Here is a 25,495-nt window from a genome sequence, read left to right as displayed (position 1 = left end):
TGTCAATCACCCTGACAGGTAACAATTCCAAAATATCTTAACTGTGTGCATTGCATTTTTCTTTGAGTAGTTTCATGTCTTCCAGGTATTGAGTCGACTGGTCGAGGTAAAAAGAAAGAGCCTTAGAAAAATGTTTTCCAACGAGTCCATCGACAAAAACCTGGCTTATTTCCTTGTGCCGTGTAAGGACGAGTTGGGAACGATAGAATATCAACCACTCTTCCTCAGACATTTCCTGGATAATAATAGTCAGAGCCTTGCGAGATCTCGGCTGATACATCCAGAAATACATAAGATCGAGGGCGTTAACAATGATAAGTCGTTCCAGATCCTGTGCTTCCTGACTGAGAGTCTTCATCATTATTTTTGGGGTCTGGAGAATGGAGAGTACATCTTCTTCAGGAAACAACAGATCTAATCTGGAAAAAACCGAAAAGAGCTGTGTGATTTTTGTTCGGTAACCAACAAGCCGTGCTGTAATGTTTGCCTGTCGATCCGCAAGACCTTCGATCACAGCGGCAACACAATCTGATGCAAATTTTGAAATAATAGCGGCCCATTTTTGAAGTATGCCGGTAACATCAGGTATTCCACCCATTCCAAGCAAGGTTCCAATTAATGTATTGAGCAGAATCGCCATGGGAATGGCGAGGATTGAACGGAAAAAATTACCAATGGTAGCACCTTTGGGAAGGCCTCTTATGGCATTGTGACTTGAGATGTAAATTCCATTGGCAAGACCCATGATCGAATACAACAGTATCGGGTCAGTGGAGGTCGTCACACCAAGGGTTCGGTCAAGTAACAGGGTTTTGACCAGATAATCAAGAAGCGGTACTGAAAAACCGGTATAGAGTAATGAGTCAGTTATTCTGGTCCAACTGATAAGCCTGTTTCTTGTGAGTAACGGAGATCGGCGTAGTCCTCCACCTCCAAGGATCGATTGAATTATATTTCGTGATCCTGTAATGCCAAACCAGATAAAGGCACCAAAAAAGGAGAGTACCCACCACTCTTTGGTGAGGTAGAAGGTGAGGAATGCAGGGATAAATCCAAATAAAACCTTCGCCATGTTTTTCAGATTGGTGTTGAGGTATTTCCAAGGTTCACGGATTGATTCTGTTTCCGTCTTACTCTCTATCTCATGTTCAACACCAATTTCCTTGCTGAGCCCACCAAGAGTCCCGATGTTCCCAGCTTTACCGGCATGGAGAATAAATCGATCGAATGTCCATTTTGTCCATCGTCTGGGGCCATCCGTGGTTTTATCCTGGGCAAGTTTTGGCTGTGTGAGGGTATTCTTAACTATTTTGGCGCTAACGGGAATGAGGACTCTGCCAGCACAACCGGTTTTATCGGAGAATTGCTTACGGGCTCTCGGGGGAAGGGTGTCGAGGACGACAAAGCCCATACCGTGACGGTGTTCCGCCTGTCCTGTCGAGCCGGAGCCGATTCTGGCCCTGAGTGTTCTTTTTCTGTAACTGCTATGGAACATCTCAAGATCTGACAGTATATCAATTAGTTGTAGCTTTCGTTCCTGGAGGAGTGAAAGCTCATCAGTCAGAAGCTTATTCTTTTTCTTGCCACTCTCCTGTACTCTACTTTTTACTGTGTGCTGTTGCCTGTCATGGTCGAGAATGATTTCTCGTATTGCACTCTTTAAGCTTATGACGTTGTCGTCGTTGAGCGCATTTTGCAGTTTACTGATAAGAGTGTAGTGGCCTTGACTATTGTTAGTTTCAGCGGTTGGGTTCTGCAGCGGTGTGGCTACAGTCGTCCCGCTGCTCAAAGCACTGCTTGCGACTTTAAGATTGTAGGCCTCAATATGGGTAAAAATCCCCCCACCCGCATAGAGAATCTCAAGCGTATCCTGGGCAGAAAGGTTACCAAGGTTCAACGTGAAGTTGGAACTGGGATGTAGAAGGAGAAGCCTTTTTAGAATGTGTTGTATGTCTGATTGCAGAAGTTGGGGTAATTCACGTCCATGTTGGGGGCAGCTTGGATCATGGACTTCAGGGTTTTTTGATGGTTGAAGATAATCAGCAATTATTGAGTTGACTGTCAAGCAGTGGATTTTGCCATCATCGAATTGTTCGAGAGTTTCATCGACTGCACGATTTTGGGGCTGTGAACAAAATGCAACCCGTTCAGAAACCGTGTTGTGGATGAAGCGGGCCAGGTGGAGTATGGATGGCTGACCCTTGCCGACAAATAAGAGAAAATCATCTAAAATGAGAGGGGATAGAGAGATACCGAACTCACGTTTTAATTCCAATCTGTGCCTGGTGTTGAAGACCTTCAGGACATCGAAGACATAATTTTGTTGGTATTGGGAGACCTCACGACCCTCTTTTAAGAACTCAACAACGGCTTCTTTTTCAAGAAACTGTATAAAAGCATTATTGTCTTGAAAACCATTAGGTTCCCAGGTGAACCTGATATATTTATCACGAAAACGGGCGGAGATTTCTATGCCGACTCGTATTGTAATGTCGAGTATCTTGCCAGCCTCATGCAGTTCCTCAATAACGTCAGGCTGAACATAGTTGTAGTAGACGACGGTCAGATTACGTATCCCTTTAATCCAGGCATCCATGACAAGATGGGTTGGGGATTTTCTTCCCTTGGTGTTGGCGTCGTGTACATGGTCGTCAAATGCCAGTTGGTTCCATTCTTCAGGCATTTCCACCAGGTGGTAGTTGGCAAGTTCTTTACGTATCCTCCGCGGCTGCCCGGTGGAAACCATTCGAAAATCATGGGCCAATTTGAGCCGGCGCATCTCGTTGTCCCGGGTGCGAACAAGTTCTTTCATGATTTGCAGTAACACCCTCGCCGTATTTTTTCGATAGTAGGTTGATGCAGAGAGAAAAACCTCATCACGCAGGGAGCGGAGTGCTTTCAGTCGGTCGTGGGCTCTACCTTTCTCGAAAGAACCGAGTAGACTCACCACGGCATAAGCGATTCTGAGCCCCCTTGGGGCTGCTAATTCCTTGATGCCATGGGGGTGCATGTGCTCCACCAGCAGGGATCTGAATTCTCTGGATTCGGGCCCACGCTTGAGTACATCGTCAACAATTTGCAGGAGATGGTAATCGTTTTTATCAAAAAAAATGGGTGAAGCAATTGTATTCATGTTTGACGTAACAGTTGTGACAAAGTCTTAAGAAAAATGCAGGAGGAAAAGGTTTTGTCACGATTGAGGTTTGGTAAAACCAGCAAGTGTTGCTGCAGCCTCCGAGTAGTAATCGGTAAAAATCCCGTCTACACCCATGAGGCTTAGCGCCTTGAGTTCCTCTGGAGCATTTGCGGTATAGACCTGTACGGCAAGGCCCTTACTGTGGGCTTTGTCGACAAACTCTTTGGCAACCGTTTGATGCCAGAGGTTTACTGACACAGCTTTCATTTCGCAGGCTGTGCTGAGCAATTCGTCGTTGTAATTTTTGCCAAGCAGACAAGATTCTATTTCTGCTGAAAAAATCTCACGTAGATGGGGATCACTGCACTCCTGCTCAAGTAGCTCGAGGTTTTCTGTAAGATTGATAAACCGAGGCAGCATATACTGTTCACAGCCATAGCTGAAAACTCGTTCAAAATATGATTCTGCGCCAATTGGTGCTTTTTCAAGCAGCACCTTGCGTCGTATGGCTCCTTCAAGAAGGGCAATTTGCAGAGTAGGAATAATTGTACGGATACTTTCAAGTTCCTGCCAGTTAAAGGAACTGACGAGGACGCCGTCATGGAGTAATCTCCCATCTGCAAGGTACTCCTTAACCATCGCACCCGTGGGCCTTCCGGTTCCATCACCTTTGAGTTCCAGATGAATGATCGGACGATCATGGGGCGCAAGGGAAGCAAAAAAGTCTAACACTTCGGCGAGGAATGGGATGCGGTCCTTACCTCTGGCAGGATCTCCAGCGTAAAGGGTTTTCAGCTCCTTGGACGTTGTGCTCGATACCTGGCCTGTTCCGTTGGAGACTTCTTCAAGATCCAGATTATGGACAATGACCAGCTCGCCATCGCCGCATAACTGTACATCAAACTCAATGGCCGGAACCCCTTCCTTGGCCACTTTATCAAAAGCGCGGATAGTATTCTGATTATATCCCGGATAGAAACATCCACGGTGTCCTATGAGAATCATGAGTATTTCACTTTATAAGAGGTTAGGAAGAAACATTACCACTGCCGGCATATAGGTCACGACAACCAGAACCAGAAGCAGAGCAAGGATAAAGGGCCAGATTTCTTTAACAAACTGACCGACAGTGACCCCGGTTATGGCACAGGTTGTAAACATCATCGAGCCAAAAGGTGGTGTGATTCCACCGATCATGATATTGACAATCATAATCAGGCCAAAATGAATGAGGTCAATATTCATCGTTGTGACAAGTGGTACTAAAAGAGGTGCGACAATAATCAACAGGGCGCCGCCCTCAAGGAACATGCCGAGTACAAGCAGCAGAATATTGATTACAATCAGAATGATCCACGGAGAATCTGAGATAGCCAGAATACTTTTTGTCAGCTGGTGGGGGATGCGTTCCCAGCTCATATATTGGCCGAAGACAGATGCGGCAATAATAATGAGCATAACTGAGCTTGTGGACAGGATGGTGTTCTTAAGAATAATTGGAGCGTGTTCCCACTTCAGTTCCTTATAGAGAAAGACACCAATCACAATACAAAACAGTACTGCCATCGCACCTGCTTCAGTGGGGGTAAAGATGCCGAAGCGAATACCAAAGATAATGCCAAAAGGGAGAAGCAGACCCCAGATGGACTGTTTGAACTGCTTGAAAATCTCACGGCCAGAAGCCATCTTTTCCCGTGATGGTTTGTAATCTCTTTTCCCTGCGATGAAGTTGACAGTGAGCATCAAACCTAAACACATGAGAAGGCCCGGGGTATATCCGGCGATAAACATCTTCGCCACTGAGACCTGGGCAATGAGCGCATAGATGATAAGGTTAATCCCAGGGGGAATAACCGGGGCAATGGCAGAAGATGCTGCAGTGATGGCTGTGGAAAAGGAGGCGCTGTAACCACGCTCAGTCATCTGTGGAACAATAATTTTGGACTGCATAGCCGCATCAGCATTGGCGGAGCCGGAGATACCACCCATAAGAGTCGAGAGCAGCACATTGACCTGGGCCAGGCCACCCCGTAAATGTCCGGTGAGTACATCGGCCATTTTCATGAGGTTTGAGCTGATCCCTGAGTAGTTCATGATCTCGCCTGCCATAATAAAAAACGGGACAGCGAGAAGGGGAAAAGATGAGGCTGAAGTTATAAATTTTTGTAAAATCAGATCCGGTGGTGTGCCGACATCGCCAAAGGTAAAGTAGGCAAGACCTGCAGCCAAAAGGGCAAAAGCGATCGGAATACTGGTGAAATAAAGCGCCATTACTATGATGACAGGAAATGTTAACATAACTTTATTTTAAGTGAGGTTTAGGGCCTTTTGGCAGAGTGAGGACAAAAAATGTTGGATAATGTCCAATATATTCCGGTAATTATTCTGGAAATTTGTCACAAGTGTCCCTGGGTTATGACAATTGTGAGATCGTTTCTTTGGAACCAAACAGTATACGAAGGTCCCGGTACAAAAATCCCAGTGCGTAGATGACCATCAGACTAAAACCGACAGTCAATGCCAGATTGACATAGAAGGCTGGGATATCTAAAACCGGTGTTCGTTTTAGTTTATTGGCGTTCATAAAGAAGATGCTGAGATAGACGATATAACCGTTGATAACAAGCATCATTGCATCGATGAGCACTGCGATAAATGCACGCCATCTTGCAGGGCCAAACTTTGAGACAAGGTCGATACCGATGTGCATTTTATAGCGGTAGGCCGCAGCAGAACCGATAAAAACACTCCAGATAAAGGAGGTTGTAGCTACTTCTTCAGCCCAGAAAATGCCGCCATGGAAAAGGTATCTGAGGGCGACATTGACGATAACAACCAGAACAGTGATACAGAGGAAAAAACCACTGAGTATCAGGTCCAGGTTATAGAAAATTTGTTTAGGTGTAGTAGACATTGCTCACAAATTTAGTGCCTTATTTCCCGCTTATCGGGGTGGTGCAATTAGGGTGGTGTGTTCAGTTATGCCCGAACATTTCAGAAACAAAATGTTCGGGCACGTTCTGTTTATCTCATGGCGTCAAGCTCTGAGAATATCGCCTGGAAAACGCCAGGTGTCATACCTTCTTGTTCTTCGTAGAGTGGTGCCAACGCACTGCGGAATGCATCGCCGTCAACTTCGTTGAACTGTACGCCAAAGGACTCGAGTTCTTTAACCACGCCACCATGCTGAGACTTGAGGAGTTCAACCATGTGGTTTGCTCCCTTGCTGAACTCATCCTGAATGATTGCCTGGTAATTGGCAGGAATCTCATTCCAGACCTTGGTGGAAATATAAACACCACAGGTTCCGAGGATATGACGGGTGTTGGCAACGTGCTTTGCAGGTCCTTCATAGACCTTGGTGCCGATATTGGTGAACTCAGATCCTTCGAGTCCATCAACAACGCCTTGCTGTACCGCAGACATAGTCTCGCCCCATGGAAGTGGAGTTGCAGAAGCGCCCATTGCGGTGAGAGTATCGATGTATGATTTTGAACCAGGAGTTCTGATCTTCATGCCTTTGAGATCAGCTGGAGTCTTAATAACCTTCTGGGTGATCAGATTTCTAAAACCATAGATATAGTCAAGAGCGAGAATTTTGATGCCTTGTTTCTCAGCTGCTGCCTTCATGTCTGCAACCATCTGAGTGTTGGTTAGTGTTACGTACTCATCAAAACTACGGTAGAGCATTGGTGCATAAAGAGCCTTGAAATCCGGAACGTAGTCGCCGATAAAAGAAGGATCTTCAACGGAGATGAATTTAGCACCACGAACGACCTGCTCAACACCTTCCTTATATGCTGGAAGTTGTGCCTGTGGAAAGGTCTGGATGTTGATTGCTCCACCAGTTTTTTCCAAAATCGCTTCTGAAACCAGGTCCATGGACTTGGTGAGTTGCTCTGCAGGGCTGAATACGTGGCTCAGTTTCAGGGTGAGTTTGTAATCATCGGCTGCCATACTCTGGGTGCCCACGGACAGGATAAGGCCTGCACAAAGGACGGATAGAGATCTCTTAATGTTCATAATGTTCTCCTTGTTAGTCGTTGTTACGTAGTAGCTGTCGCAACAATTGCAGCAGCCTATTTAATGTACTTCAATTTCAGCTATTGTTTGTAGTCGGTACGTTGGTGGTTGATTCCCGAACAATCAGTTTTGAATTCATCATGTCCTGTACCGGTTTTGACTTCTTTTCTATCATTTGCAACAGCAGTTGTGCCGCACGCTGGCCCATTTCATATGCTGGTTGGTGGATCGTGGTGAGCGCAGGAACCATATAGGATGCCGTCTGTACGTCATCAAAGCCGACGATTGATAAATCCTCGGGTAGATTAAGGCCCATCTCCCGTGCTCCCTTCGTTGCTCCAAGGGCAATGTAGTCGTTGGAACAGAAGGCTGCAGTGGGAGGTTGAGTCAGGCTGAGGAGTTTTTTGATTGAGTCCCGACCACCAGAGAGGGAGTAGTCTGTCTGAACCAGTAACTGTTTGTCGTAGGCAATTCCGTTGTCTTTTAAGCATTTCTTATAGCCATGCCAGCGGTGGAAGCTTCTATCAGTCATGGTGAATTTACCTGCAACCATGCCGATACGTGTATGTCCTAGCGATATGAGGTGTTCAGTGGCTTCGTAGCCGCCCCGGTAGTTGTCAATACCAACGGCAGACATGGGGCCACTTTTAACCGTACTAAAGAGAAGCACGAACGGAAAGTCCTCATCAACCAGTGATTTAAGGATTTTACCTTTAAGGTCGGTTGTGGTGATGATGAGTCCATCTACCTGACTTTCCCGAAGGACCTTTATCAGGTTTTCTTCCTGGGAATACTTATAATATGAGTTGCCGAGGACAACCTTAATGCTCTTTTGATCTGCATATTCCTGAACACCCAGGGTGGAGTCGGCAAAAACAGGGTTGTTGATGGTGGGGATGATGAGGCCGATGGTATTCGACTTTTTGGTCACGAAACCACGGGCAAGGGCGTTATACTTGTAGTTACACTTCGTCATTGCCAGGAGAACTTTTTCACGAGTCTTTTCCCGGACGGAATTCGGCGCATTGATGACTCTCGACACTGTGGCCGTTGATACTCCTGCAAGTCGTGCAACATCAAGAATGGTACTCATTGAAATCTCCATATGTAAACGCTTACATTTCTATAACAGTGTAGCCAACACGATGTCAATATTTTTTTACTATCTATCTTACATGTTAATTTACCGTTAAAAAATAATTATGTTGTTGTCAGGATTAAGATGTTGAAATGAAAATTTTAATTAGATACTATCATCTCCAATGTAAACATATACATTTTAACTCACCCCGGTAAACGGGAAAGAAGCCAGGATAAGTACCTTCACGAAATTCATCCACAAAAAACAGGGAATGAATTTCTAACCCCGATAAACGGGATAAGTACCTTGTGAATTACTCGAAACAATGAATGTACCTCGACTCAGTTTTTCGGAGTCTACGCTACATGTTTTTTATGATAGTTTTGCCTGAGTAAGGTACTACGCTACTAAGGAAGTGTGAATGAAGCACAGTCGCTTAACAACGTTGACAGATAGGGTACAGCGGATTGACTACGGTGGATTGTATGTTGATCTCGTTTCTACAACAGGAGGTACTGTTCGTGTAGGCAGTATGCCGGATATTGCAAAATTTCAAACCGAACATGGTTTTCGTGAGGAGATTGTTGTAATCCCGGATTGGGAGGTCTCCCAGGCTGGTGACAACCGTACTGGTGAAGAATTCATTCTCTGGCAGGCTGAAATGAGGGGAGGTCTCAGAAAAGAGTATATTGGTTTAAGAAACAATGTACATCAGATCCACCACCACCTTGGACGTATCTTTCCCTATTTCTTTGATGAAAAGCGTCTTTCCATTGTGCGAAAGAGGTGGCTCGGTAATTGGTTTAACCCTAACCCCTGTGAACCAACATATCGAAATAGAGAGCTAGAGATAGAGTGTAGCTCTGATACTATTGTCATCTCAGATGCGGGGAGAATCATCTATGACCGTTCAGAACTAACCCCAGCCGGAATTCCAGATGACGACATTGAATCACTGCTCGCAACCATACCAAGAGACCATGCCCATAGAGATTGTATGGAGATTGTTCCCATTGGTAGTGGCAATGGATTCAATGGCACAACCGCCAATGTGCTTGTTCGGTTTGGCAAGTATGCTATCTGGATAGATCCATGCGGTTATCCTGCTCACAGCCTTGCCCGTCACAACATTCATTTAGATGACATTACTCATTTTCTTTTTAGTCATAATCATGAAGATCATACCCAGGGGTTTACCGCCTGCCTGCACCATGCACGAAAGAGAAAACGCCGGCTCAACCTGCTTGTCGCGGATAATGTTTTTCGCCTTTTAAAGGAGCTTTACTCACCACTCTTTCCTGACCTGATGGATCTTGTGGATATCGAAGCTCTGCGACCGGGTACGCCACTTAATCTTGGACCGCTGAATATTGAAAGTCGTTGGAATCACCACATCCTCCCCTACGGGACAATTGGGCTCAGGATATCTGCTGGAGGAAGATGTTTTGGCTATTCGGGCGACACCAAATATGATGAATTAATTAACACTATCTTGAAGCGGGAAGAGTTGACAGCTGCGTGGTTTGCTCCATGTGATCTTGTCTTCCATGAGATAGAGTTTGATAATCCGAATAGTGTGCATAGTCATTGGAAGCAGGTGGAGTCGTTACAGCGGTCAATTCCGGGAAAGGTCCTTGGGTATCACACAGCTTTTTTGCAAAACAGCCCCTTTGACCTCGTACGAGAAGGGTGCCGCTATCTGCTTGATGACACCATAAATATTGTAACCTGATAGGTCTGGTTTATGCTCGGACACATCTGCCCCGTTTAAACAACTACAACAGAGTTATCTTCTCCAAAGTCATTGGGTTGGTAGTTGTCTGCTTTTTCATCATTTACCCATGTGTTACCGTTCAGTACGTAGCGGAATGCATATGAATTCCCAGCCAGCAAAGAGAGGGTGGTAGAAAAACTGCCGTCTTTACGTTTTTTCATGGGATTGTTCTGGAATGACCAGCTGTTAAAGTCTCCCACCAGAGTTGCAACGGCCGCATTTTCTGGATTGTTGTACCTGAAGGTAACACGACATATCTTACCTGTTTTTGAGTAATTCTTGGTCAGCATGCTTTTCTCCTGATTATATTTTTCTGGTTTTCTCTATTTCGGAGACGGCACATCTATGCGTCTATCTACATAGTATTTTGCAATATACGTACCTGTGTGATAGTTGCTATGTTGTCAATATGATAGGTAATTATGAGTGGTTTTTTTTGCAATACACACCTCGACATCTTTGTAGAATACCTACAAAAAATAGCGGAGAATAGTACAAAATGAGAAGGATTAAAAAATTGTCAGGAACCTTCGTGCAGGAGTTTTGAAACGTCTCGTAAAAATCCGTCAACTTCGATATCACCAACCAGATCAGGGATTTCTATTAAGGGTAGGTCGTTGGCCTTCTCCTGCATGTTTTTTCTGCATTTTTGTTGGGCATTATACTTTGATTGCCAGAAGGCATGTCCCTGGCACACTTCCAGCGGTAGTACCTTGTTGAGGATAAAACCTCGGACCTCTATTCCAAATTCTTCAAATGACTGTGCAATGTCAGCCGCTTGCTCAACCGGAAGTGGTTCGGGGTTTGCTACCACCCAGGCAGAAGTCTCTTGTTGCAGGAGGGCGATGATTCGTTCAGTCAGAGATCGCCAGGTGTTGATGAGTTCAAGCGGATCAACATTATTAAAGACACTTTTCACCTTGAAATAGATCTTGTGGGCCTGGGTCAGGTGGGAATAGAACATCTGTTGAACAAAGAGCAGGTTCAAGGTGGTCACCGTGGGAGCGGTATCCCAAATAATAGTTTGGTACTCACCGGATTCTGCCATGGTAAGGAGGTAGTCGAGCATAAATTCTTCAGCAATACCGGGAGCACCTTCGATATAGTCGATGATTTCACGGCCCACTGGTAGAAATGATGAGAGTACTGAATAGATATCTTCAGAAAACTTCTCCCTCCATAGCTCTAAGACGAGGGATCGGCTTAATTCTACGGCGTCAAGATTGGGCGCCACATTATACACCATACGATCCAGAGGCCTTGAAAATATTTCAGATAATGATCCGGAAGGATCGGTTGAGATCAGCAGGGTTTTATGTTGTTTAGCGTGATGCAGAGCTGTTGCCACAGACATAGTTGTCTTGCCTACACCACCTTTACCGGTGAACATTTGAATTTTTGTCATGGTGAGAAACCAAAGGAAGAATTTATAGTAAGCAGTTGTGATATGTACCTTAAGGTGATTGTCCAATAACGCAAATGGATGGCCTGAATTATTGCAAGTGCTGTAAAAGTAATCTTCAAGTTTTGCATACTTAATGCACTATTAATCACAAACTCCGCTGCTCAGCGATCTTTATCTGGAAAGATTCGCTTTTGTCCGCTGCAGTAAAACTAATATTTGGAAAAGATAGATCGTTACGTCCTGATCATCGGTAACTATTTAATATAGTATCTTAAAAAATAGTAACCTTAATAGTGTTGAACTACAGATAACAGGACAAAACTCCTTTATCAGGTCTAGGTACAGGAGCCAATACATTAGATTTTGGCAATATAGTATTGCCTGATACTGTATTGTGAGATATGATATTGCATAAAACTGTATTGTGAAAACCTACCTGAACCCAATCTTTGTATTCTTCAAGATAAAATAAAAATAAGTGAGTCTGATTTAGCTATGCCTGAAATCTCAATTAAAAATTTATATAAAATTTTTGGTCCATCTCCTCGTAAGGCCTTAAAGATGCTCGGTGATGGGCAGACTAAAGAAGAAATTTATGAATCAACAGGAATGACTGTTGGCGTTCAAGGAGCCAGTTTTGATGTAGAAAAAGGTGAGATCTTTGTTGTGATGGGTCTGTCCGGTTCAGGTAAATCGACCCTGGTGCGGATGTTAAACAGACTCATCGAGCCCACGTCAGGGGAAGTGATCATAGATGGGCAGGATATTCTGAAAATGGATAAGCAGAGTCTTGTGAAATTCAGAAGAAGTAAGACCAGCATGGTTTTCCAGTCCTTTGCACTCATGCCCCATTTGACCGTGCTTGATAATGTCGCTTTTGGCCTTGAACTGGATGGTATAGAAAAGTCTGTGCGGGATGAAAGGTCTCTTGATGCACTCAAACAGGTTGGCCTGGATGGCTGGGAGAATGCTTTACCTTCAGAGTTGAGTGGTGGTATGCAGCAACGTGTTGGTCTGGCCCGTGGTCTTGCCGTTGACCCTGATATTCTGCTCATGGATGAGGCCTTTTCAGCACTTGATCCGCTTATTCGTACAGAGATGCAGGATGAATTGTTAAAACTCCAGGACAGGCAGGAACGGACAATAGTTTTTATCTCCCATGATCTTGATGAGGCCCTCCGGATTGGCGATCGCATTGCAATTATGGAAGGCGGAAGTGTGGTGCAGGTCGGTACTCCTGAGGAAATCTTGCAAAATCCCGCCGATGATTATGTACGAGCCTTTTTCCGGGGTGTTGATCCAACTGGTGTTATCTCTGCCGGGGATATTGTTCTTCAAAGTCAACCCACCGTTATATGGCATACTCCCCAGGGCAGTCCCAGGGCAACCCTTGAGCTACTAAATAATCAAGATAGAGAATATGCCTATGTTCTGGACTCAGAGCGTCGTTTCTATGGAGTTGTCTCCACTACTACCTTACGCACCCTTCTTGAGACACCTCCCCCTGATTCGAAAAAGAAAATTGAAGATGCCTTTATCAAAGAAGCCCTTGTGGTGAAAGATACCGAATATCTCCAGGATATCCTCCCCCAGGTGGCCTCTCACCCATGGCCTATCCCGGTAGTTGATGAGGATTCAGTGTTTAAAGGTGTTGTCTCAAAAAATAGATTCCTCAAAACTTTGTATAGAGCTGATGAGTCTAGCGACGTAGTTTTATAGAATATTTTAGTAGTATTAGGAGAAAAAAATGTTGAATTTTGAAGATAAACTTATCCCGCTTGACGATTGGATATCCTTATTCATTGATTGGTTGGTCGAAGGATATCGATGGTTTTTTCAGGGCATTAAATGGCCAGTGGAAGTAACTCTCTCAGGTCTGGAAAATGGACTTCTTGCTGTTCCTCCGCTGGTTATCATTGCACTGATAGCTGTAATTGCATGGAAAACGGCGGGCATTCGTTTGGCTATTTTCACGGTGGCAGCTCTCGTCTTTATAGGTCTTCTCGGGTTTTGGGAGGACACCATGATAACATTTGCCATGGTCTTTTCCTCGGTGGTTTTTTGTGTGATTGTGGGAATTCCTTTAGGAATATATGCAGGTAAGAGTGATAGGTTTGAGTCGTTTATGCGGCCACTTCTTGATGGAATGCAGACAACACCGGCATTTGTCTATCTTGTACCTATCGTAATGCTCTTTTCCATTGGAAACGTGGCGGGTGTTTTGGCAACAATAGTTTTTTCCCTTCCCCCCATTGTTCGCTTGACTGCTCTGGGTATCAGGCAGGTTCACCCTGAGCTTGTTGAAGCGGCCCTTGCCTTTGGTGCCACAGGTAATCAGGTCCTTTTAAAAGTACAAATTCCCCTGGCAATGCCGACAATTATGGCTGGGTTAAATCAAACCATAATGATGGCGCTGTCCATGGTGGTTATTGCCGCTTTAATTGGGGCTGGTGGGCTTGGGGCTCCCGTTGTTCGAGGACTCAATACTCTTGATATTGGGCTTGCAACAATTGGTGGTCTGTCCATTGTACTTATTGCAATAATATTAGATAGAATAACCCAGTCTCTGGGTTCAAAATCAAATTAAATAACAGGAGAGAAAACATGCTTAAAAAATTATTGTTGGCTGCAGCGGTGGCTTCAATAACTCTAGTTGGTTCGGTATCAGCTGAGATGGAACAACCAGGAAAAGGTGTAACCGTTCGCCCTGCAAGAGCAACATGGAACACAGGTTTTTTCCAGGAAGCATTAGTCAGCAAGGCACTGGGAGAACTTGGTTATAAAGTAAAAAAACCAAAAGATTTGGCAAATCCAATATTTTATAAATCTCTCGCTCTCGGTGATGTTGATTACTGGACTAATGGTTGGTTTCCGAACCATGATGGTCAGTTGCCAAAAGGATTCTATGATAAAGCTGAAAAAGTCGGTTTTGTGGTAAAATCTGGTGGTTTGCAGGGATATCTCGTTTCAAAGAAACATGTTGAGCAGTTTGGCATCAAATCCCTCGAAGATTTTAAACGTGATGATGTTAAGAAGGCATTTGATAAGAATGGCGACGGCAAGGCGGATCTTACAGCATGTCCTGCTGGTTGGGGTTGCGAACAGGTAATTGAACATCATATGAAGGTCTACGATCTTGATAAGCACATCAACCCTGTTAAAGCAGCTTATGAGGCAGGAATGGCTGCAACCCTTGCTGAGTATAATGCTGGTGGACCTGCTTTCTTTTATACCTGGGCTCCAAATTGGACCATATTTAAATTGAAGCCAGGTGAAGACGTCATGTGGATTAATGTTCCCGAAACCTTACCTAAAGAATCCCAGATGGCGGGAAAAGACCGTATGGAAGTAAGCGGTATTGTGGGCGCTGTATCTGATCCCGTCAAGCTTGGTTTTGTTGTCTCTGATATCCAGATTGTTGCCAATAAAAAATTTATGGCAGATAATCCCGCAGCGAAGAAGTTTTTTGAGGTTTTTACCCTGCCGTTAAGTGATATTAGTGAGCAGAATACTCGGATGAATGAAGGCGAAAAGAGCCAAAAAGATATTGCTCGCCATGCTGATGAATGGATTGCTAAAAATCAGGAAAAATGGAACGGTTGGCTTGAAGCAGCAAGACAGGCAGCAAAATAAGCGGCCCAGGTAAGCTGGAAGTACAGCCGGGACTCAGTATAGTATCGTCAAGTGGTACTCAAGCTGCGATAGCGAGATGATCCAGGGGATTTTTTTACCCCTGGATTGTTTTTCTGTGGAGAATATTCATAGGGAAATGTATAACACCATTGCTCCACTTACTCATATGATTTATTTAACCTGATACGTGTCAATGGATATCCGCATAGAGCAAGAAAAAACTATAACCCAGCAACTCAGGAAAATGTTTAAGGCTATTCAGGCACATTCAAAGAGTATTGAAAAATCCTGCGGTTTAAGCAGTGTTCGACTTTGGATGCTCTTTGAAATCAGCTCCATTGAAGGTATAAAAGTTTCGGAGCTTGCGTCAATCTTGTCTATCCACAGGTCGACTTGCTCCAATATGCTGGATAAACTTGAAGATAAAAATTTGATTTATCGTAAGCGCAGTAAGTCTGATCAGCGGGCAGTTCACCTCTATATTACTGAAGAGGGTCAGGGGGTACTTGCAAAGGCTCCTTCTGCTCCTGAAGGAATACTGAGTGCTAGTTTGAGTAAGTTGTCTCCTGATCAATTAACTCAACTGGAGCAGAGTTTTGGTCTGTTGCTTGAGGCAATGCACGCTGAAGATGATCAAGCAGGTCTCATACCGATTCAAATGAGCTGATTGATCTTCTATCGATCGTTATTAAAAAAGCCCGAACATTTTAATGTTCGGCCTTTGTTTGTGTTTTCAAGAAGCACTGTCCTTTTGGCCCAGTGGCCTACTCGCCCGCTCATTTTCCCAAAATAAATATCGCGTCTTCCAGTCCTATTTTTCCATCGCCGCTATAATCAACAGCATTTACAATGTCGGTCCCATTCAAGGATGTATCTGAAACAACCTGGAGTGCATGGATGGCATCCACAAGACTTGCAGGAACATAGCAGGCCTGGTCCGGGTTGTTGGATAATTCAGTCGTTTCTGGATAGCGCCAGCTACTATTGTCTGAATCTACAAACTGAAAATAATAGTCCAGGCAATCATTGTCATCAGCGAGCTGAAGCTGGTAGGAACCGTTTGACGAACTTCCAAGGTGGTGGTTCAGCTCATAGGGTACGCCATTAATAACAACCTGTGCTGATTGCGGCGCATTACCGTCAGGGTCATAATAAGTTGCCATAAAGCTAATGTATCCATCGGAGAGATATAGATGGCTGCCTGAGGCAATGGCATAATAGTCATGGGGGCCACCTCCAAAGTCCTGCACCCAGAAATGGTACCAGGCCCTGCTTGAACTATAGGCGTAGCCTGGGCCAAAATCCTGGTACTGACTATTCATAATATTTTTTCGGTGACCATCTCCGGAGGAGTTGTCTGCTGCAGGGTCTTTGCCTATATCATCGCGTAAAAGTTGGATAACCGTTTTAAATCCGGTAGAAAATCCTGTCGCAACGTTTTCTGCTATATAACCGCTGGTGCTGTAGTAGGATTTGATACGGGCAGACCATAGAGTTCCGTCGCAGGAGGTATGGGAAAGTCCACAGTCTGCGGCCATGTCCTCGGCGTGGCTTCTTGCTGAATTATTTAATTCACTGTTAAGGTATATGGGCTGAACTGCAGGATAATTTTCGGGTAGTAGTATCTCATAGTCACCTATATAGGTATCTCGAAATTCCTGCGGTGCCGTCCTTACAAGATTGGTAATCAGGTGTACATCACGTTCCAGCTGAGTTGGAAAGCCGTTAACCTCATCTCCATAACCTGCTTGAAGTGTCGACGGCCCAATGGCAATTATCAGAAATATGAGGCTAACTCTGAATTGTCCTATAGTTGACATGTTGTTTAATCGCCTTAAAAATTGAGGAAAAAGTGGATTGTTCATATGGAAATCTGGAATTAGAACTGTTGCTGTTCCCTAGGTTGTCCTTGTCTAGAGGTAAATAACCCAGGCAAGTCCCACGGTACAGATCATGGTAATGAGTTGTAAGGGTAAACCAACCTGAACGAAATCGAAAAAGGAATATTCCCCAGGGTGTTGAACCAGTAGGTTGACCGGTGAAGAAATTGGTGTGACATATGCCGCTGAACAGGCAATAGCTACCGTCATTGCAAAGGCCTGAGGTGGAATGCCTAAGGTAAGTGCCACATCTATTGCAATGGGCGCTATTAGAACTGCTGTAGCAGTATTGGAAATAAAAAGACCAACCAAGGCTGTAATTATAAATACGCAGCTAAGCATAGCTACTGGAGCCATGGCTCCCATTGTGGAAATCATCAGCCCGGAGAGAAGTGAGGCTGCTCCGGTTTTGTAAAGGGCAGTCGCAAGGGGAAGAATCCCTGCAATGAGAACCACCGCCTGCCAACTGATAATCTGATAGATACTTTCTTGGCGCAGGCAACCTGTCAAGATGAGAAGAACAGCTGTAACCACCGCTGCAGTAACAGTAGGCACTACCCCCGTCATCATCGCAACAACCATCCCTGTTAGTATTGCCAGAACCAAAGGGATTCGGCCTCTTCCGGGGATGACATCCCGGTAGTCCTCCGGGAGGGTTAGTATCAAAAAATCGTCAGGATATTCACGTAGTCTTAGGATATCATCCCAGTTTGAACTGATCAGTAAAACATCCCCGAAGGTCAACGGCAGGGTGGCGAGATCTTCTGTGATTGGGTTTCCATTTCTTCGAATACCAATAACAAGGCCATTGAACTTGGAATGAAATGCTAACTCGGTAAGGTTTTTACCCAGAAGACTTGAGTTTGGAGTGAGCATAACCTCCACTGTGCCCATTGCCTGAATGAGTTGTTTTCTTTTTTGTTCTTTTACGTGAATTGACAGCTTGCTGCCCTGTAAATCTTGAGCCATTGCCCAGCAGTTATCGTTTTTTCCAAGAAAATACAAAATATCTCCTTGCTCAAATACAGTGCCTGGAGATGCCTTGAAAATAGTATTTTCCCCGCTTATATTTCGTTCAATGGCGGTTAGTTGCAGACCATAATGTTCTCGAAGTTTTACTCTGGCCACAGCCCGGTCTATTAAGGGAGAACCTGCATTAATGCGGACGCGGTGGGTTTTGTCAAGGAGCCCATAGCTGATGAGGAGCTGACGGATAGTCTGCTTTTTTGAGGTCTTTACAGACTGTCTGCCCGGACTGAGCAGACCACGTCCAATAGTCCCCATAAAGAGGATGGCTGCCAAAAGAGTTACAAGGCCAAACGGTGTGAAGCTGAAAAAACTCAATGTATCCAACCCCTGTTGAGCGAGGGCTGTATTAACAATCAGGTTAGGAGTGGTGGCAATAAGGGTCATCATGCCGCTGATGAGAGCACCGACCGCAAGGGGCATGAGCAGCCTGCGGTGGTTGATATTCGCCTTTTCTGCTACCACCAGAGTAATTGGGATAAATATTGCGACTGTAGCTGTTGAGCTCATAAAAGCGCCAACAACAGCTACAACAAGCATGATTATGACCATCAGGCGAATTTCACTTTCGCCGCCGTATCGAAGAATAAGGTCTCCGAGGCTTGCGGCGATACCGCTGAAAACAATGGCTTCGCTTACGATAAACATGGCAATGACAATCATCACAGTTGGATCAGAAAAACCTGCAAAGGCTTCGCTTGCCGTAAGAGTATTAGTCAGGAGTAGCGCCAAAAGCACCAGCATTGCGGTGATATCGCTTCGGAGAATGTTGGTAGTAAAGAGTACTGCCGCAGCTGCAAGGATAGAAAAGACGATAAGTATATCTGGGGTCATGGCGTTTTCTTTGGACTGGTTCAGCTTGAGTTGAAGCTGTGGGGCAATAGATTGTTATGCCTGTTAACTTTTGTACTTGATTAAGTATCTATAATTGATAAACGAAATGAAGATTATATACAACGTGCTTGATACCAAAAACTCCGAGTTTTCGGTTGAGGAAGGTGCGGGAAGGAGATTTAAAAATTAGAAAAAATGGAATGCTACAGGAGAACTTTTAAAATTGTGTATGAATCGATTCCAGCAGTACTTACGGAAGGATATAATGAGGTATAGTGAGCTGCTTATACAGTAGGAGAAAAAAGAAGACCTCATATTGTCATTGCATTTCAGCTATGGCAATACAAGGTCTAAGCCTTACAAGATACTACTTAGTCCAGCTGTAATCCGCACCGAGCTCCATACCAAGTTCAAAAGCCTTGGTGTTCAGCTCAATAAAGTCTTTTGGCACCTTGCCAATAACAGCACTAAGGACAGACTTTGGTTTGATTACTTCTGTAATGGCAACCAGTGTTCCCAACATACAGATATTAAAGACAACTGGCTTACCTATCTTCTCCATCACGCTGTCATACATCGGCAACTCGATCTGCTTGGCATCGACCTTACGGGTAGTCTGTACATAGCGACTGTCCGAAAGTAAGATACCACCAGGACGAATGATGGGGGCGTAACTGTTATAGGCATCCTGGGTGAGACAAACCAAAACATTGGGTTGGGTGACCTCAGGAAAATCGATCTCTTTATCAGAGATGATGATATCGCTGCGGGTAGATCCACCACGGGCAGCAGCACCATAGCTCTGGGATTGAGTTGCATTGAGGCCTTCTTTTATAACTGCTGCCTCAGCGAGGATAATAGCCGCAGTAATGACTCCCTGGCCACCGGAGCCGGTAAATACCAGACGTATTCTACTCATTACACGTCCTCCTTCATTGCGTGCTTGATTACTTCATCATATGAAGCACAGTATTCAGGTCGCTCTATATCCACAAAGATTCCACGTGGGATGAGATCTGGATTCTCCTCCAAGGCCTTTGAACCAAGTTTTGCTGTGTTATTCTTATGAATCTCAAGCATGCTGACGGCATCACCTTCCCTGTTCTTCCTGCCATAGTGGGTAGGACACTGGGAAAGTATTTCAACCACAGAAAAGCCCTTGTGCTGTATCGCCTGTTTCAGATAGCCCGTTGATTCTTTGGCATGGTAGGCGGTGGATCTGGCAACAAAGGTGGCGCCAGCAGCTTTTGCAAGCTCGACCACATCAAAGTTGTTGTCAATGGTGAGGTAGGGCGCAGTCGTTGCTTTAACACCAGGGCCTGATAGTGGAGAAAACTGTCCACCGGTCATGCCATAGATTCTGTTGTTCATGACGATTGCGGTAATATCTATGTTACGCCGCGCCGCATGGATGAAGTGGTTACCACCAATGGCAAGTGCATCTCCATCGCCCATGGGAACCAGTACGTTAAGGTTTGGCTTACTGAGCTTTACCCCTGTCGCACAGGCAAGTGCTCGTCCATGCATGGTATGCAAAGAGTGAAAGTCAACATAACCTGAAATTCTGGCAGAACACCCGATACCAGAAGTCATAACAATCTCATTCTTATTTAAACCGAGCTCTTCAACAGCGCGTAGGAGTGAATTGAGAATAGTTCCATGCCCGCAACCGGGACACCACATGTGCGGGAAAAATCGTTCCCGTAAATAATCTTTTACAGCCATCTCACACTCCCCTCCCCTGGATTACCCGAAGAAGTTTCTTAATATCTGAAGGTGTTATCAATTCACCATCAATGCGATTTGCAAGAAATACACGACCCGGTTTTTTCACTGCGGCCTTCACCTGCGCGAGAACCTGGCCCATATTCATCTCGACAACCAGTACAGCTTTTGCGCGGTCGCACTTTTCACGAACGAGCTCTTTAGGGAAAGGCCAGATGGACTGAAGCTCAAGTACCCCAATCTTTTCACCTCTGGCTCTTCTGGTCTTGGCAAGATGTATGGCAGATCTTGCAGAGGAACCGTAGGAGACGAAGACATACTCAGCGTCATCCATGAAATGCTCTTTGTAGCGTGTGATTTCATGGATATTGTTGTCAATCTTGTCAACGAGATGACGGAGCAGCTCATTGACAACCTTTGGGTTGTTTGAAGGAAAACCCCACATGTCATGGAAAAGACCAGTGACGTTATATCTGTGCTCGCCACCAAAGTCAGACATCGGTAGACGACCATCTTCTCTTGGCAGGTAAGGGTGGTAGTCGACCCCTTTGCCAAGGGATGTTCTGAGGCGGTCGACAATCTCAAGTGCGCCTTTTTCAGGGATAACCAGCTTTTCCCGCATATGGCCAACGGCCTCATCGAGCAAAAGGATTACAGGGGTACGATAGGTTTCAGCCATATTAAAGGCATCGACGGTGATCTGGAAAATATCCTGGTGGTTGGAAGCGGTTAACGCAATGATGTTATGATCACCATGGGTTCCCCATCTTGCCTGGTTGATATCTCCCTGACTGACGTGGGTTGGGTTTCCTGTGGATGGCCCGCCACGTTGTACATTGGCAATAACGCAAGGGATCTCAGTCATACATGCGTAACCGATAGCCTCCTGCTTCAAGGAAAAGCCTGGACCACTGGTTGCGGTCATAACTTTTCGGCCGGTAAGAGAGGCTCCAATAATGGCACACATGGAAGCGATCTCATCTTCCATCTGAATAAACTTGCCTCCCTGCTCAGGAAGCCTTTGGGATAAATGTTCTGCAATCTCTGTGGAAGGTGTAATCGGGTAGCCTGCAAAGAACTCAATCCCTGCGTAGATAGCCCCCTCAACACACGCTTCATTGCCTTGAATAAAACGTATATTCTCAGTCATTGTCCTTATCCTGGTCAATTAGTACCTCGATCGCGAGATCCGGGCACCTTAGTTCACATAACATACAACAGATACAGTCTTCCGGTCGCACCGCAACAGCCGTATCTTTTGCATTGAGTTCCAAAACATTTTTAGGACAGAAACTAACGCAAATACCGCACCCTTTGCACCAGTCTCCGTTGATTTTCAGCTCTTTGAGCTGCTTCTTAGCCATGGCTTTTCCCTATTTGCCTTTAGTGAAGTTTGAATGAGTGCCGTAGAGATCATTTTTTGTTATTTCTGGTTTACAATGATTTCATGACGGTACTTACCCCGGCTTATTTCCAGTTTACCGAGGCTAGTTACTCAAGGTTTCCTTGAGTTTACATATCCAATTCCCAACAGCTCAAATTCCAGGCAGAAAACAAATTATCCACCCGAGAGTGCAGGGTAAACATCAATTACATCATCTTCTTCTATTTTGTCCAGCAAGTTTATTACTTTTTCATTTCGCACTGCGAGAACTGAGCCCACAGGACGGCCTGTATGTTCAGCACACAACTCCAGTATACGTTCAAACCGTGTTGGAACTGTAATAGGTATCTCTACCGTCCCGAGCTCACTGAGCTTAAAACGAACTGTTACCAATTCATAGCCTCAGCGACTTCTTCATCGGTTATATCCATCTTTTCTCCGGTGTCGGTTTGTTCTGTAGTGTAAAAGGTTTCCGTGAATCTATGGTCAGCAGCGGTAACTCCCGCGTCACTATTAAACTTATGTTCGCGTCTCAGGGTATCTTTGACAAAATCATCAAATTCCTCAGGGGAGATATCAACACCATAGAGAGCCTTGATCAGGTCTAAAAGGGGCGACATATCATTTCGTACCGAATAACGAACGAAGTTACAGGTTCCCATGGCATCCATTCGTGATCCTATAACCTGAAACTTTTTGGACAATTCAACTTTTCCTTCTTTGGTAATCGGGTCTTCTTCATCTCTTAGTGTAAAACCAAAAGTATGGTCAGCCCCCATGGGAGAGGAGAGATAGGTCATGGCCATACCTTTTGTGCCACGGGGTTCGTAGGCGGGCAGTGCCTGACCTAAAACATGTGGTGCATGCTTGACACCAAAGACCTGGCCTGCAACCTTACAGCCAGAGGCTAAGATACGACCAAGGGGTGTGATATCCAAGACTTCATTCATTAAACGTATAACGGCTTCATCGTCACCAAAATCGGCAATGCCTGCTTCCATGGCCACGCCGATTGCAGCACCCACATCAAGGGTATCAACTCCGGCATCATTGGCAATTTTATTCATCATGGCGATGGTATCGAGATTGGTCAGACAGAGATTGGACCCCATGAGTGCCATGGTCTCATACTCTATTGGTGAACACAGCAATTCACCCTTTTCGTCGGGGTATACATTGGAACACTGGATTGCGCAGGGAGTCATACAAGCATGTTGGGTACGACCGGCACCTCCACGTTCCTTAATTGTATCATACATTGTTTGGGCGTTAATTTTTTCTGCATCTTTCAGTGTCCCTTGAGTAAAGTTCCTTGTGGGAAGAACCTTAAACGCCTGACATATATCAACCATGGCCGCGGTGCCATATTTGGTAAATTGGGATGATACCGGATTCTCTTTTAAGAGTTCGAGAATACGTTTGCTTGCAGTTTTGAATTTATCTGAATCAACAAAGTCTGGTTTTTCAGCACCATCGTCAAGGACAACCATTGCGATAACTCTCTTGGAACCCATAACAGCACCGAGGCCACCGCGTCCAGCATAGCGGGAACAGACACCATGGGGATCAGAACAGGCAATGCCCGATGCGAGCAGCAGGTTTTCTCCTGCGGGGCCAATGGTAATACAACCAGCTTTTTTGCCAAATTTTTCACTCAGTAGTTCTGATTTCTCGTACACCCCTTTACCAACCAGAAAACTTCCATCGATGATTTCTGTTTTGTCCTTTCCTACAACGACAATTTTCCATCGTTTATCTGCCACAGGGGCATCCTCAAGTACTATGCAACGAAGGCCCTGCTGAGCCATTCTGAGTCCAACAATACCACCAGCATTACTTTCTTTTATTCCACCTGTTAGTGGGCTTTTTGAACCAATAGATAGTCTGTTTGCACTGGAAACTATGGTGCCGCTCAGGGCTCCGATAGTGAAAAACAGCTTGTTGGATTTTCCAAATGGGTCACAGTTTGGAGTCACCTCTTTGCTCACCAGGTATGAGGATAAGGTTCTCCCTCCGAGAAGAAATTCTTTAGAATCATAGGACTCTGTTTTTGTTTCACCGGTAACAATGTTGATACGCAAAAGTTTAAACATAATATTTCCTCTACAGTGGAGCTAAGAATTACTTTTTTTTACAAACAGGCGGCCCGTTAGGGAAACCAATCAATAGTCGTTGAATACATAAATTGTATACAATTGTTTTGTGGCCCATGTCAACGTATTTACGTTGATTTGTATGGCAGCATGCAAGAAAAAAATTTACATGCTTGCCGTACTTTTTGCTCAATACTAATAAATGTGTCGTGATCACAGTGTGTTACAGCCGCAGAAAAAAAATTCCTGAAGGTAGTAATCTTGCTTACCCAAGTTAGACCACAAACAAACTTTAAATGACGTTAAGTAACAGGTTGGGTGGCCCTGTTATCCCTTAACGAAAATAGCTTTCATGATAACACCCGCCATGCTCGGATTTTCTTTTACGCGGCGTGTGCAGTAGCCAAACCACTGCTTACCAAAGGGAACGTAAACTCGCATGGTGTGGCCATCGTTCACAATGGATTTTCTAAGAGACGGAGCTACACCATACAGCATTTGGAATTCATATCGATCTTTAGGCGGGTTGTATTTTTTGAGCAATTGAAGAGCTCCATCAACAACAGGCTTGTCATGGGTTGCAATGGAAGGATACATCCCCTCCTTCAGCATGAACTCAATGTCATTTAAAAAGTGGTTGTTGATTTCATTATAATCTTTGTAGGCCAATTCTTCTGGTTCAACGTAGATGCCTTTGCAAAGACGGAAGTTGAGTGGATTGTCTTCGCTATGAAGATCAGCAAGTCCTTTGATGTCATCGTTTGTACGTTTGAGATACGCCTGGAAGACAAGACCAACATTTTCAGGAAATTCGGCTTTTATTCTACGCAATAATTCAATAGACATGTCGGTACATGGGGTATCTTCCATATCTATTCTGACGAAATTATCATAGGAAGCAGCTTTTGCAACAACTTCGCGAATATGTGTATAGGCGACCTCTTTATCTATCAGTAAACCAAAAAAGGTGGGTTTGAGACTGTAGTTTCCTTTAACACCAGCTGCCTCCGCTTTTTCAATAACGTCAAGATATTCGTCCTTGTTTGCTTCCGCTTCATTCAAGTTGGTAATAAATTCACCAAGGACATCAATGGTGGTTAAGATACCTTCGTCGTTAAGCTTTTTGGAGGCAGCAATGGCATCCTCTATGGTCTCCCCGGCAATGTAATCCTTTGAAAACTGCCATACCAGTTTTTTGGGCATGTATGGCAGCACATGTGAAATCAGTTTGTTGAGCATCTTAAAACTCCATAACTATAAATAATGTTGTAGCGATTCCGGTTAGGGAATCAGTAATTAGTGCTGATTTATAACCCCGGCAAACGAGAAACAAGCCGGGATACGTGCTAAAAGGGATCCGGCCAACCTCTTTTCTCGGCAGTCCTTGACATTGCGCCACAAAACATGGCAGCAAGAAACGCAAAAGGTGCTTGAGTCGTCATGCCAGCAAAGAAAAAAGCAAAACAGAGGACTGCAAAAAAGTTTCGATAAAATGTCATTT

23 protein-coding genes are annotated in these 25,495 nt (G+C 44.7%); 5 read left to right on the top strand and 18 right to left on the bottom strand.

Translation table 11 applies throughout. The features are described from left to right. Positions 1 to 37: 37 nt before the first annotated feature. The 6 genes from ACX6CI_RS18380 to ACX6CI_RS18355 all read right to left on the bottom strand — a co-directional run bounded on the left by ACX6CI_RS18380 (position 38) and on the right by ACX6CI_RS18355 (position 8,252). A complete protein-coding gene (locus ACX6CI_RS18380; protein WP_458775116.1) occupies positions 38 to 3,133 on the bottom strand; it encodes a hypothetical protein in 3,096 nt (1,031 codons plus the stop codon). A gap of 57 nt (positions 3,134 to 3,190) precedes the next feature. Further along, positions 3,191 to 4,141 (bottom strand): glycerophosphodiester phosphodiesterase, encoded by a 951-nt coding sequence (locus ACX6CI_RS18375; RefSeq protein WP_458775115.1) that lies wholly within the window; start codon positions 4,139 to 4,141, stop codon positions 3,191 to 3,193. Positions 4,142 to 4,153: 12 nt separating this feature from the next. Further along, positions 4,154 to 5,434, bottom strand: a complete 1,281-nt coding sequence (locus ACX6CI_RS18370; RefSeq protein ID WP_458775114.1) for a TRAP transporter large permease — start codon at positions 5,432 to 5,434, stop codon at positions 4,154 to 4,156. A gap of 115 nt (positions 5,435 to 5,549) precedes the next feature. Beyond that, entirely contained in the window at positions 5,550 to 6,050 is a 501-nt protein-coding gene (locus ACX6CI_RS18365) for a TRAP transporter small permease (protein ID WP_458775113.1), read from the bottom strand. A gap of 110 nt (positions 6,051 to 6,160) precedes the next feature. Then, positions 6,161 to 7,159, bottom strand: a complete 999-nt coding sequence (locus tag ACX6CI_RS18360) for a C4-dicarboxylate TRAP transporter substrate-binding protein (protein ID WP_458775112.1) — start codon at positions 7,157 to 7,159, stop codon at positions 6,161 to 6,163. 76 nt (positions 7,160 to 7,235) lie between these two features. Further along, a complete protein-coding gene (locus ACX6CI_RS18355) occupies positions 7,236 to 8,252 on the bottom strand; it encodes a LacI family DNA-binding transcriptional regulator (protein WP_458775111.1) in 1,017 nt (338 codons plus the stop codon). Positions 8,253 to 8,661: 409 nt separating this feature from the next. On the opposite strand from ACX6CI_RS18355, the gene ACX6CI_RS18350 reads away from it, so the two are divergent. Next, positions 8,662 to 9,972, top strand: coding sequence for an MBL fold metallo-hydrolase (locus ACX6CI_RS18350; RefSeq protein ID WP_458775110.1), 1,311 nt, complete (start codon positions 8,662 to 8,664; stop codon positions 9,970 to 9,972). Between the two features lie 35 nt (positions 9,973 to 10,007). Here ACX6CI_RS18350 and ACX6CI_RS18345 read toward each other — a convergent pair whose 3' ends face one another. Together ACX6CI_RS18345 and ACX6CI_RS18340 are read right to left on the bottom strand one after the other, a co-directional pair. Next, positions 10,008 to 10,304 (bottom strand): isoamylase early set domain-containing protein, encoded by a 297-nt coding sequence (locus ACX6CI_RS18345; protein ID WP_458775109.1) that lies wholly within the window; start codon positions 10,302 to 10,304, stop codon positions 10,008 to 10,010. Between the two features lie 230 nt (positions 10,305 to 10,534). Further along, on the bottom strand, positions 10,535 to 11,419 hold the full coding sequence (locus ACX6CI_RS18340) for an ArsA family ATPase (protein WP_458775108.1): 885 nt from the start codon (positions 11,417 to 11,419) through the stop codon (positions 10,535 to 10,537). Positions 11,420 to 11,914: 495 nt separating this feature from the next. Here ACX6CI_RS18340 and proV point away from each other — a divergent pair, with 495 nt between their 5' ends. The 4 genes from proV to ACX6CI_RS18320 all read left to right on the top strand — a co-directional run bounded on the left by proV (position 11,915) and on the right by ACX6CI_RS18320 (position 15,719). Further along, positions 11,915 to 13,138, top strand: coding sequence for a glycine betaine/L-proline ABC transporter ATP-binding protein ProV (gene proV, locus ACX6CI_RS18335; protein ID WP_458775107.1), 1,224 nt, complete (start codon positions 11,915 to 11,917; stop codon positions 13,136 to 13,138). 28 nt (positions 13,139 to 13,166) lie between these two features. Further along, positions 13,167 to 14,006, top strand: a complete 840-nt coding sequence (locus tag ACX6CI_RS18330; RefSeq protein WP_458775106.1) for an ABC transporter permease — start codon at positions 13,167 to 13,169, stop codon at positions 14,004 to 14,006. Positions 14,007 to 14,023: 17 nt separating this feature from the next. Next, complete coding sequence (gene proX / locus ACX6CI_RS18325; RefSeq protein ID WP_458775105.1) at positions 14,024 to 15,052, top strand: glycine betaine/L-proline ABC transporter substrate-binding protein ProX; 1,029 nt, start codon at positions 14,024 to 14,026, stop codon at positions 15,050 to 15,052. Between the two features lie 193 nt (positions 15,053 to 15,245). Further along, the gene (locus ACX6CI_RS18320) at positions 15,246 to 15,719 is read left to right on the top strand and encodes a MarR family winged helix-turn-helix transcriptional regulator (protein WP_458775104.1); all 474 of its coding nucleotides are present in this window, start codon (positions 15,246 to 15,248) and stop codon (positions 15,717 to 15,719) included. Positions 15,720 to 15,828: 109 nt separating this feature from the next. On the opposite strand, the gene ACX6CI_RS18315 is transcribed toward ACX6CI_RS18320, so the two are convergent. The 10 genes from ACX6CI_RS18315 to ACX6CI_RS18270 all read right to left on the bottom strand — a co-directional run bounded on the left by ACX6CI_RS18315 (position 15,829) and on the right by ACX6CI_RS18270 (position 25,493). Continuing rightward, positions 15,829 to 16,872, bottom strand: coding sequence for a CAP domain-containing protein (locus ACX6CI_RS18315; RefSeq protein WP_458775103.1), 1,044 nt, complete (start codon positions 16,870 to 16,872; stop codon positions 15,829 to 15,831). Between the two features lie 93 nt (positions 16,873 to 16,965). Further along, the gene (locus tag ACX6CI_RS18310) at positions 16,966 to 18,792 is read right to left on the bottom strand and encodes an SLC13 family permease (RefSeq protein WP_458775102.1); all 1,827 of its coding nucleotides are present in this window, start codon (positions 18,790 to 18,792) and stop codon (positions 16,966 to 16,968) included. Positions 18,793 to 19,159: 367 nt separating this feature from the next. Continuing rightward, a complete protein-coding gene (locus ACX6CI_RS18305; RefSeq protein ID WP_458775101.1) occupies positions 19,160 to 19,711 on the bottom strand; it encodes a 2-oxoacid:acceptor oxidoreductase family protein in 552 nt (183 codons plus the stop codon). Continuing rightward, entirely contained in the window at positions 19,711 to 20,517 is an 807-nt protein-coding gene (locus ACX6CI_RS18300) for a 2-oxoacid:ferredoxin oxidoreductase subunit beta (protein WP_458775100.1), read from the bottom strand. The genes ACX6CI_RS18305 and ACX6CI_RS18300 overlap by 1 nt, the downstream gene beginning before the upstream one ends. A gap of 1 nt (position 20,518) precedes the next feature. Next, a complete protein-coding gene (locus ACX6CI_RS18295) occupies positions 20,519 to 21,667 on the bottom strand; it encodes a 2-oxoacid:acceptor oxidoreductase subunit alpha (protein ID WP_458775099.1) in 1,149 nt (382 codons plus the stop codon). Beyond that, on the bottom strand, positions 21,660 to 21,881 hold the full coding sequence (locus ACX6CI_RS18290; RefSeq protein ID WP_458775098.1) for a 4Fe-4S dicluster domain-containing protein: 222 nt from the start codon (positions 21,879 to 21,881) through the stop codon (positions 21,660 to 21,662). The genes ACX6CI_RS18295 and ACX6CI_RS18290 overlap by 8 nt, the downstream gene beginning before the upstream one ends. A gap of 194 nt (positions 21,882 to 22,075) precedes the next feature. After that, positions 22,076 to 22,294, bottom strand: a complete 219-nt coding sequence (locus ACX6CI_RS18285; protein WP_458775097.1) for a hypothetical protein — start codon at positions 22,292 to 22,294, stop codon at positions 22,076 to 22,078. Beyond that, positions 22,288 to 23,994, bottom strand: coding sequence for an aldehyde ferredoxin oxidoreductase C-terminal domain-containing protein (locus ACX6CI_RS18280; protein WP_458775096.1), 1,707 nt, complete (start codon positions 23,992 to 23,994; stop codon positions 22,288 to 22,290). Before ACX6CI_RS18280 ends, ACX6CI_RS18285 begins: the two co-directional genes overlap by 7 nt. 327 nt (positions 23,995 to 24,321) lie before the next feature. After that, the gene (locus ACX6CI_RS18275; RefSeq protein ID WP_458775095.1) at positions 24,322 to 25,233 is read right to left on the bottom strand and encodes a proline dehydrogenase family protein; all 912 of its coding nucleotides are present in this window, start codon (positions 25,231 to 25,233) and stop codon (positions 24,322 to 24,324) included. A gap of 107 nt (positions 25,234 to 25,340) precedes the next feature. Further along, positions 25,341 to 25,493: a hypothetical protein gene (locus ACX6CI_RS18270; protein WP_458775094.1), complete on the bottom strand. Its 153-nt coding sequence runs from the start codon at positions 25,491 to 25,493 to the stop codon at positions 25,341 to 25,343. Between the last annotated feature and the right edge of the window lie 2 nt (positions 25,494 to 25,495).

It is taken from the genome of Desulforhopalus glucosivorans, assembly GCF_054397165.1.
The sequence above is the reverse complement of the archived record's forward strand: the minus strand, read 5'-3'. Positions and strand labels throughout refer to the sequence as shown.

Coding starts and splice junctions, on each gene's coding strand:
- ACX6CI_RS18370 (WP_458775114.1), bottom strand. CDS start 5,434: ATGTTAACATTTCCTGTCATCATAGTAATGGCGCTTTATTTCACCAGT.
- ACX6CI_RS18375 (WP_458775115.1), bottom strand. CDS start 4,141: ATGATTCTCATAGGACACCGTGGATGTTTCTATCCGGGATATAATCAG.
- proV (WP_458775107.1), top strand. CDS start 11,915: ATGCCTGAAATCTCAATTAAAAATTTATATAAAATTTTTGGTCCATCT.
- ACX6CI_RS18280 (WP_458775096.1), bottom strand. CDS start 23,994: ATGTTTAAACTTTTGCGTATCAACATTGTTACCGGTGAAACAAAAACA.
- ACX6CI_RS18295 (WP_458775099.1), bottom strand. CDS start 21,667: ATGACTGAGAATATACGTTTTATTCAAGGCAATGAAGCGTGTGTTGAG.
- ACX6CI_RS18330 (WP_458775106.1), top strand. CDS start 13,167: ATGTTGAATTTTGAAGATAAACTTATCCCGCTTGACGATTGGATATCC.
- ACX6CI_RS18315 (WP_458775103.1), bottom strand. CDS start 16,872: ATGTCAACTATAGGACAATTCAGAGTTAGCCTCATATTTCTGATAATT.
- ACX6CI_RS18290 (WP_458775098.1), bottom strand. CDS start 21,881: ATGGCTAAGAAGCAGCTCAAAGAGCTGAAAATCAACGGAGACTGGTGC.
- ACX6CI_RS18270 (WP_458775094.1), bottom strand. CDS start 25,493: ATGACATTTTATCGAAACTTTTTTGCAGTCCTCTGTTTTGCTTTTTTC.
- ACX6CI_RS18310 (WP_458775102.1), bottom strand. CDS start 18,792: ATGACCCCAGATATACTTATCGTCTTTTCTATCCTTGCAGCTGCGGCA.
- ACX6CI_RS18345 (WP_458775109.1), bottom strand. CDS start 10,304: ATGCTGACCAAGAATTACTCAAAAACAGGTAAGATATGTCGTGTTACC.
- ACX6CI_RS18300 (WP_458775100.1), bottom strand. CDS start 20,517: ATGGCTGTAAAAGATTATTTACGGGAACGATTTTTCCCGCACATGTGG.
- ACX6CI_RS18365 (WP_458775113.1), bottom strand. CDS start 6,050: ATGTCTACTACACCTAAACAAATTTTCTATAACCTGGACCTGATACTC.
- ACX6CI_RS18305 (WP_458775101.1), bottom strand. CDS start 19,711: ATGAGTAGAATACGTCTGGTATTTACCGGCTCCGGTGGCCAGGGAGTC.
- proX (WP_458775105.1), top strand. CDS start 14,024: ATGCTTAAAAAATTATTGTTGGCTGCAGCGGTGGCTTCAATAACTCTA.
- ACX6CI_RS18340 (WP_458775108.1), bottom strand. CDS start 11,419: ATGACAAAAATTCAAATGTTCACCGGTAAAGGTGGTGTAGGCAAGACA.
- ACX6CI_RS18360 (WP_458775112.1), bottom strand. CDS start 7,159: ATGAACATTAAGAGATCTCTATCCGTCCTTTGTGCAGGCCTTATCCTG.
- ACX6CI_RS18355 (WP_458775111.1), bottom strand. CDS start 8,252: ATGAGTACCATTCTTGATGTTGCACGACTTGCAGGAGTATCAACGGCC.
- ACX6CI_RS18320 (WP_458775104.1), top strand. CDS start 15,246: ATGGATATCCGCATAGAGCAAGAAAAAACTATAACCCAGCAACTCAGG.
- ACX6CI_RS18275 (WP_458775095.1), bottom strand. CDS start 25,233: ATGCTCAACAAACTGATTTCACATGTGCTGCCATACATGCCCAAAAAA.
- ACX6CI_RS18380 (WP_458775116.1), bottom strand. CDS start 3,133: ATGAATACAATTGCTTCACCCATTTTTTTTGATAAAAACGATTACCAT.
- ACX6CI_RS18350 (WP_458775110.1), top strand. CDS start 8,662: ATGAAGCACAGTCGCTTAACAACGTTGACAGATAGGGTACAGCGGATT.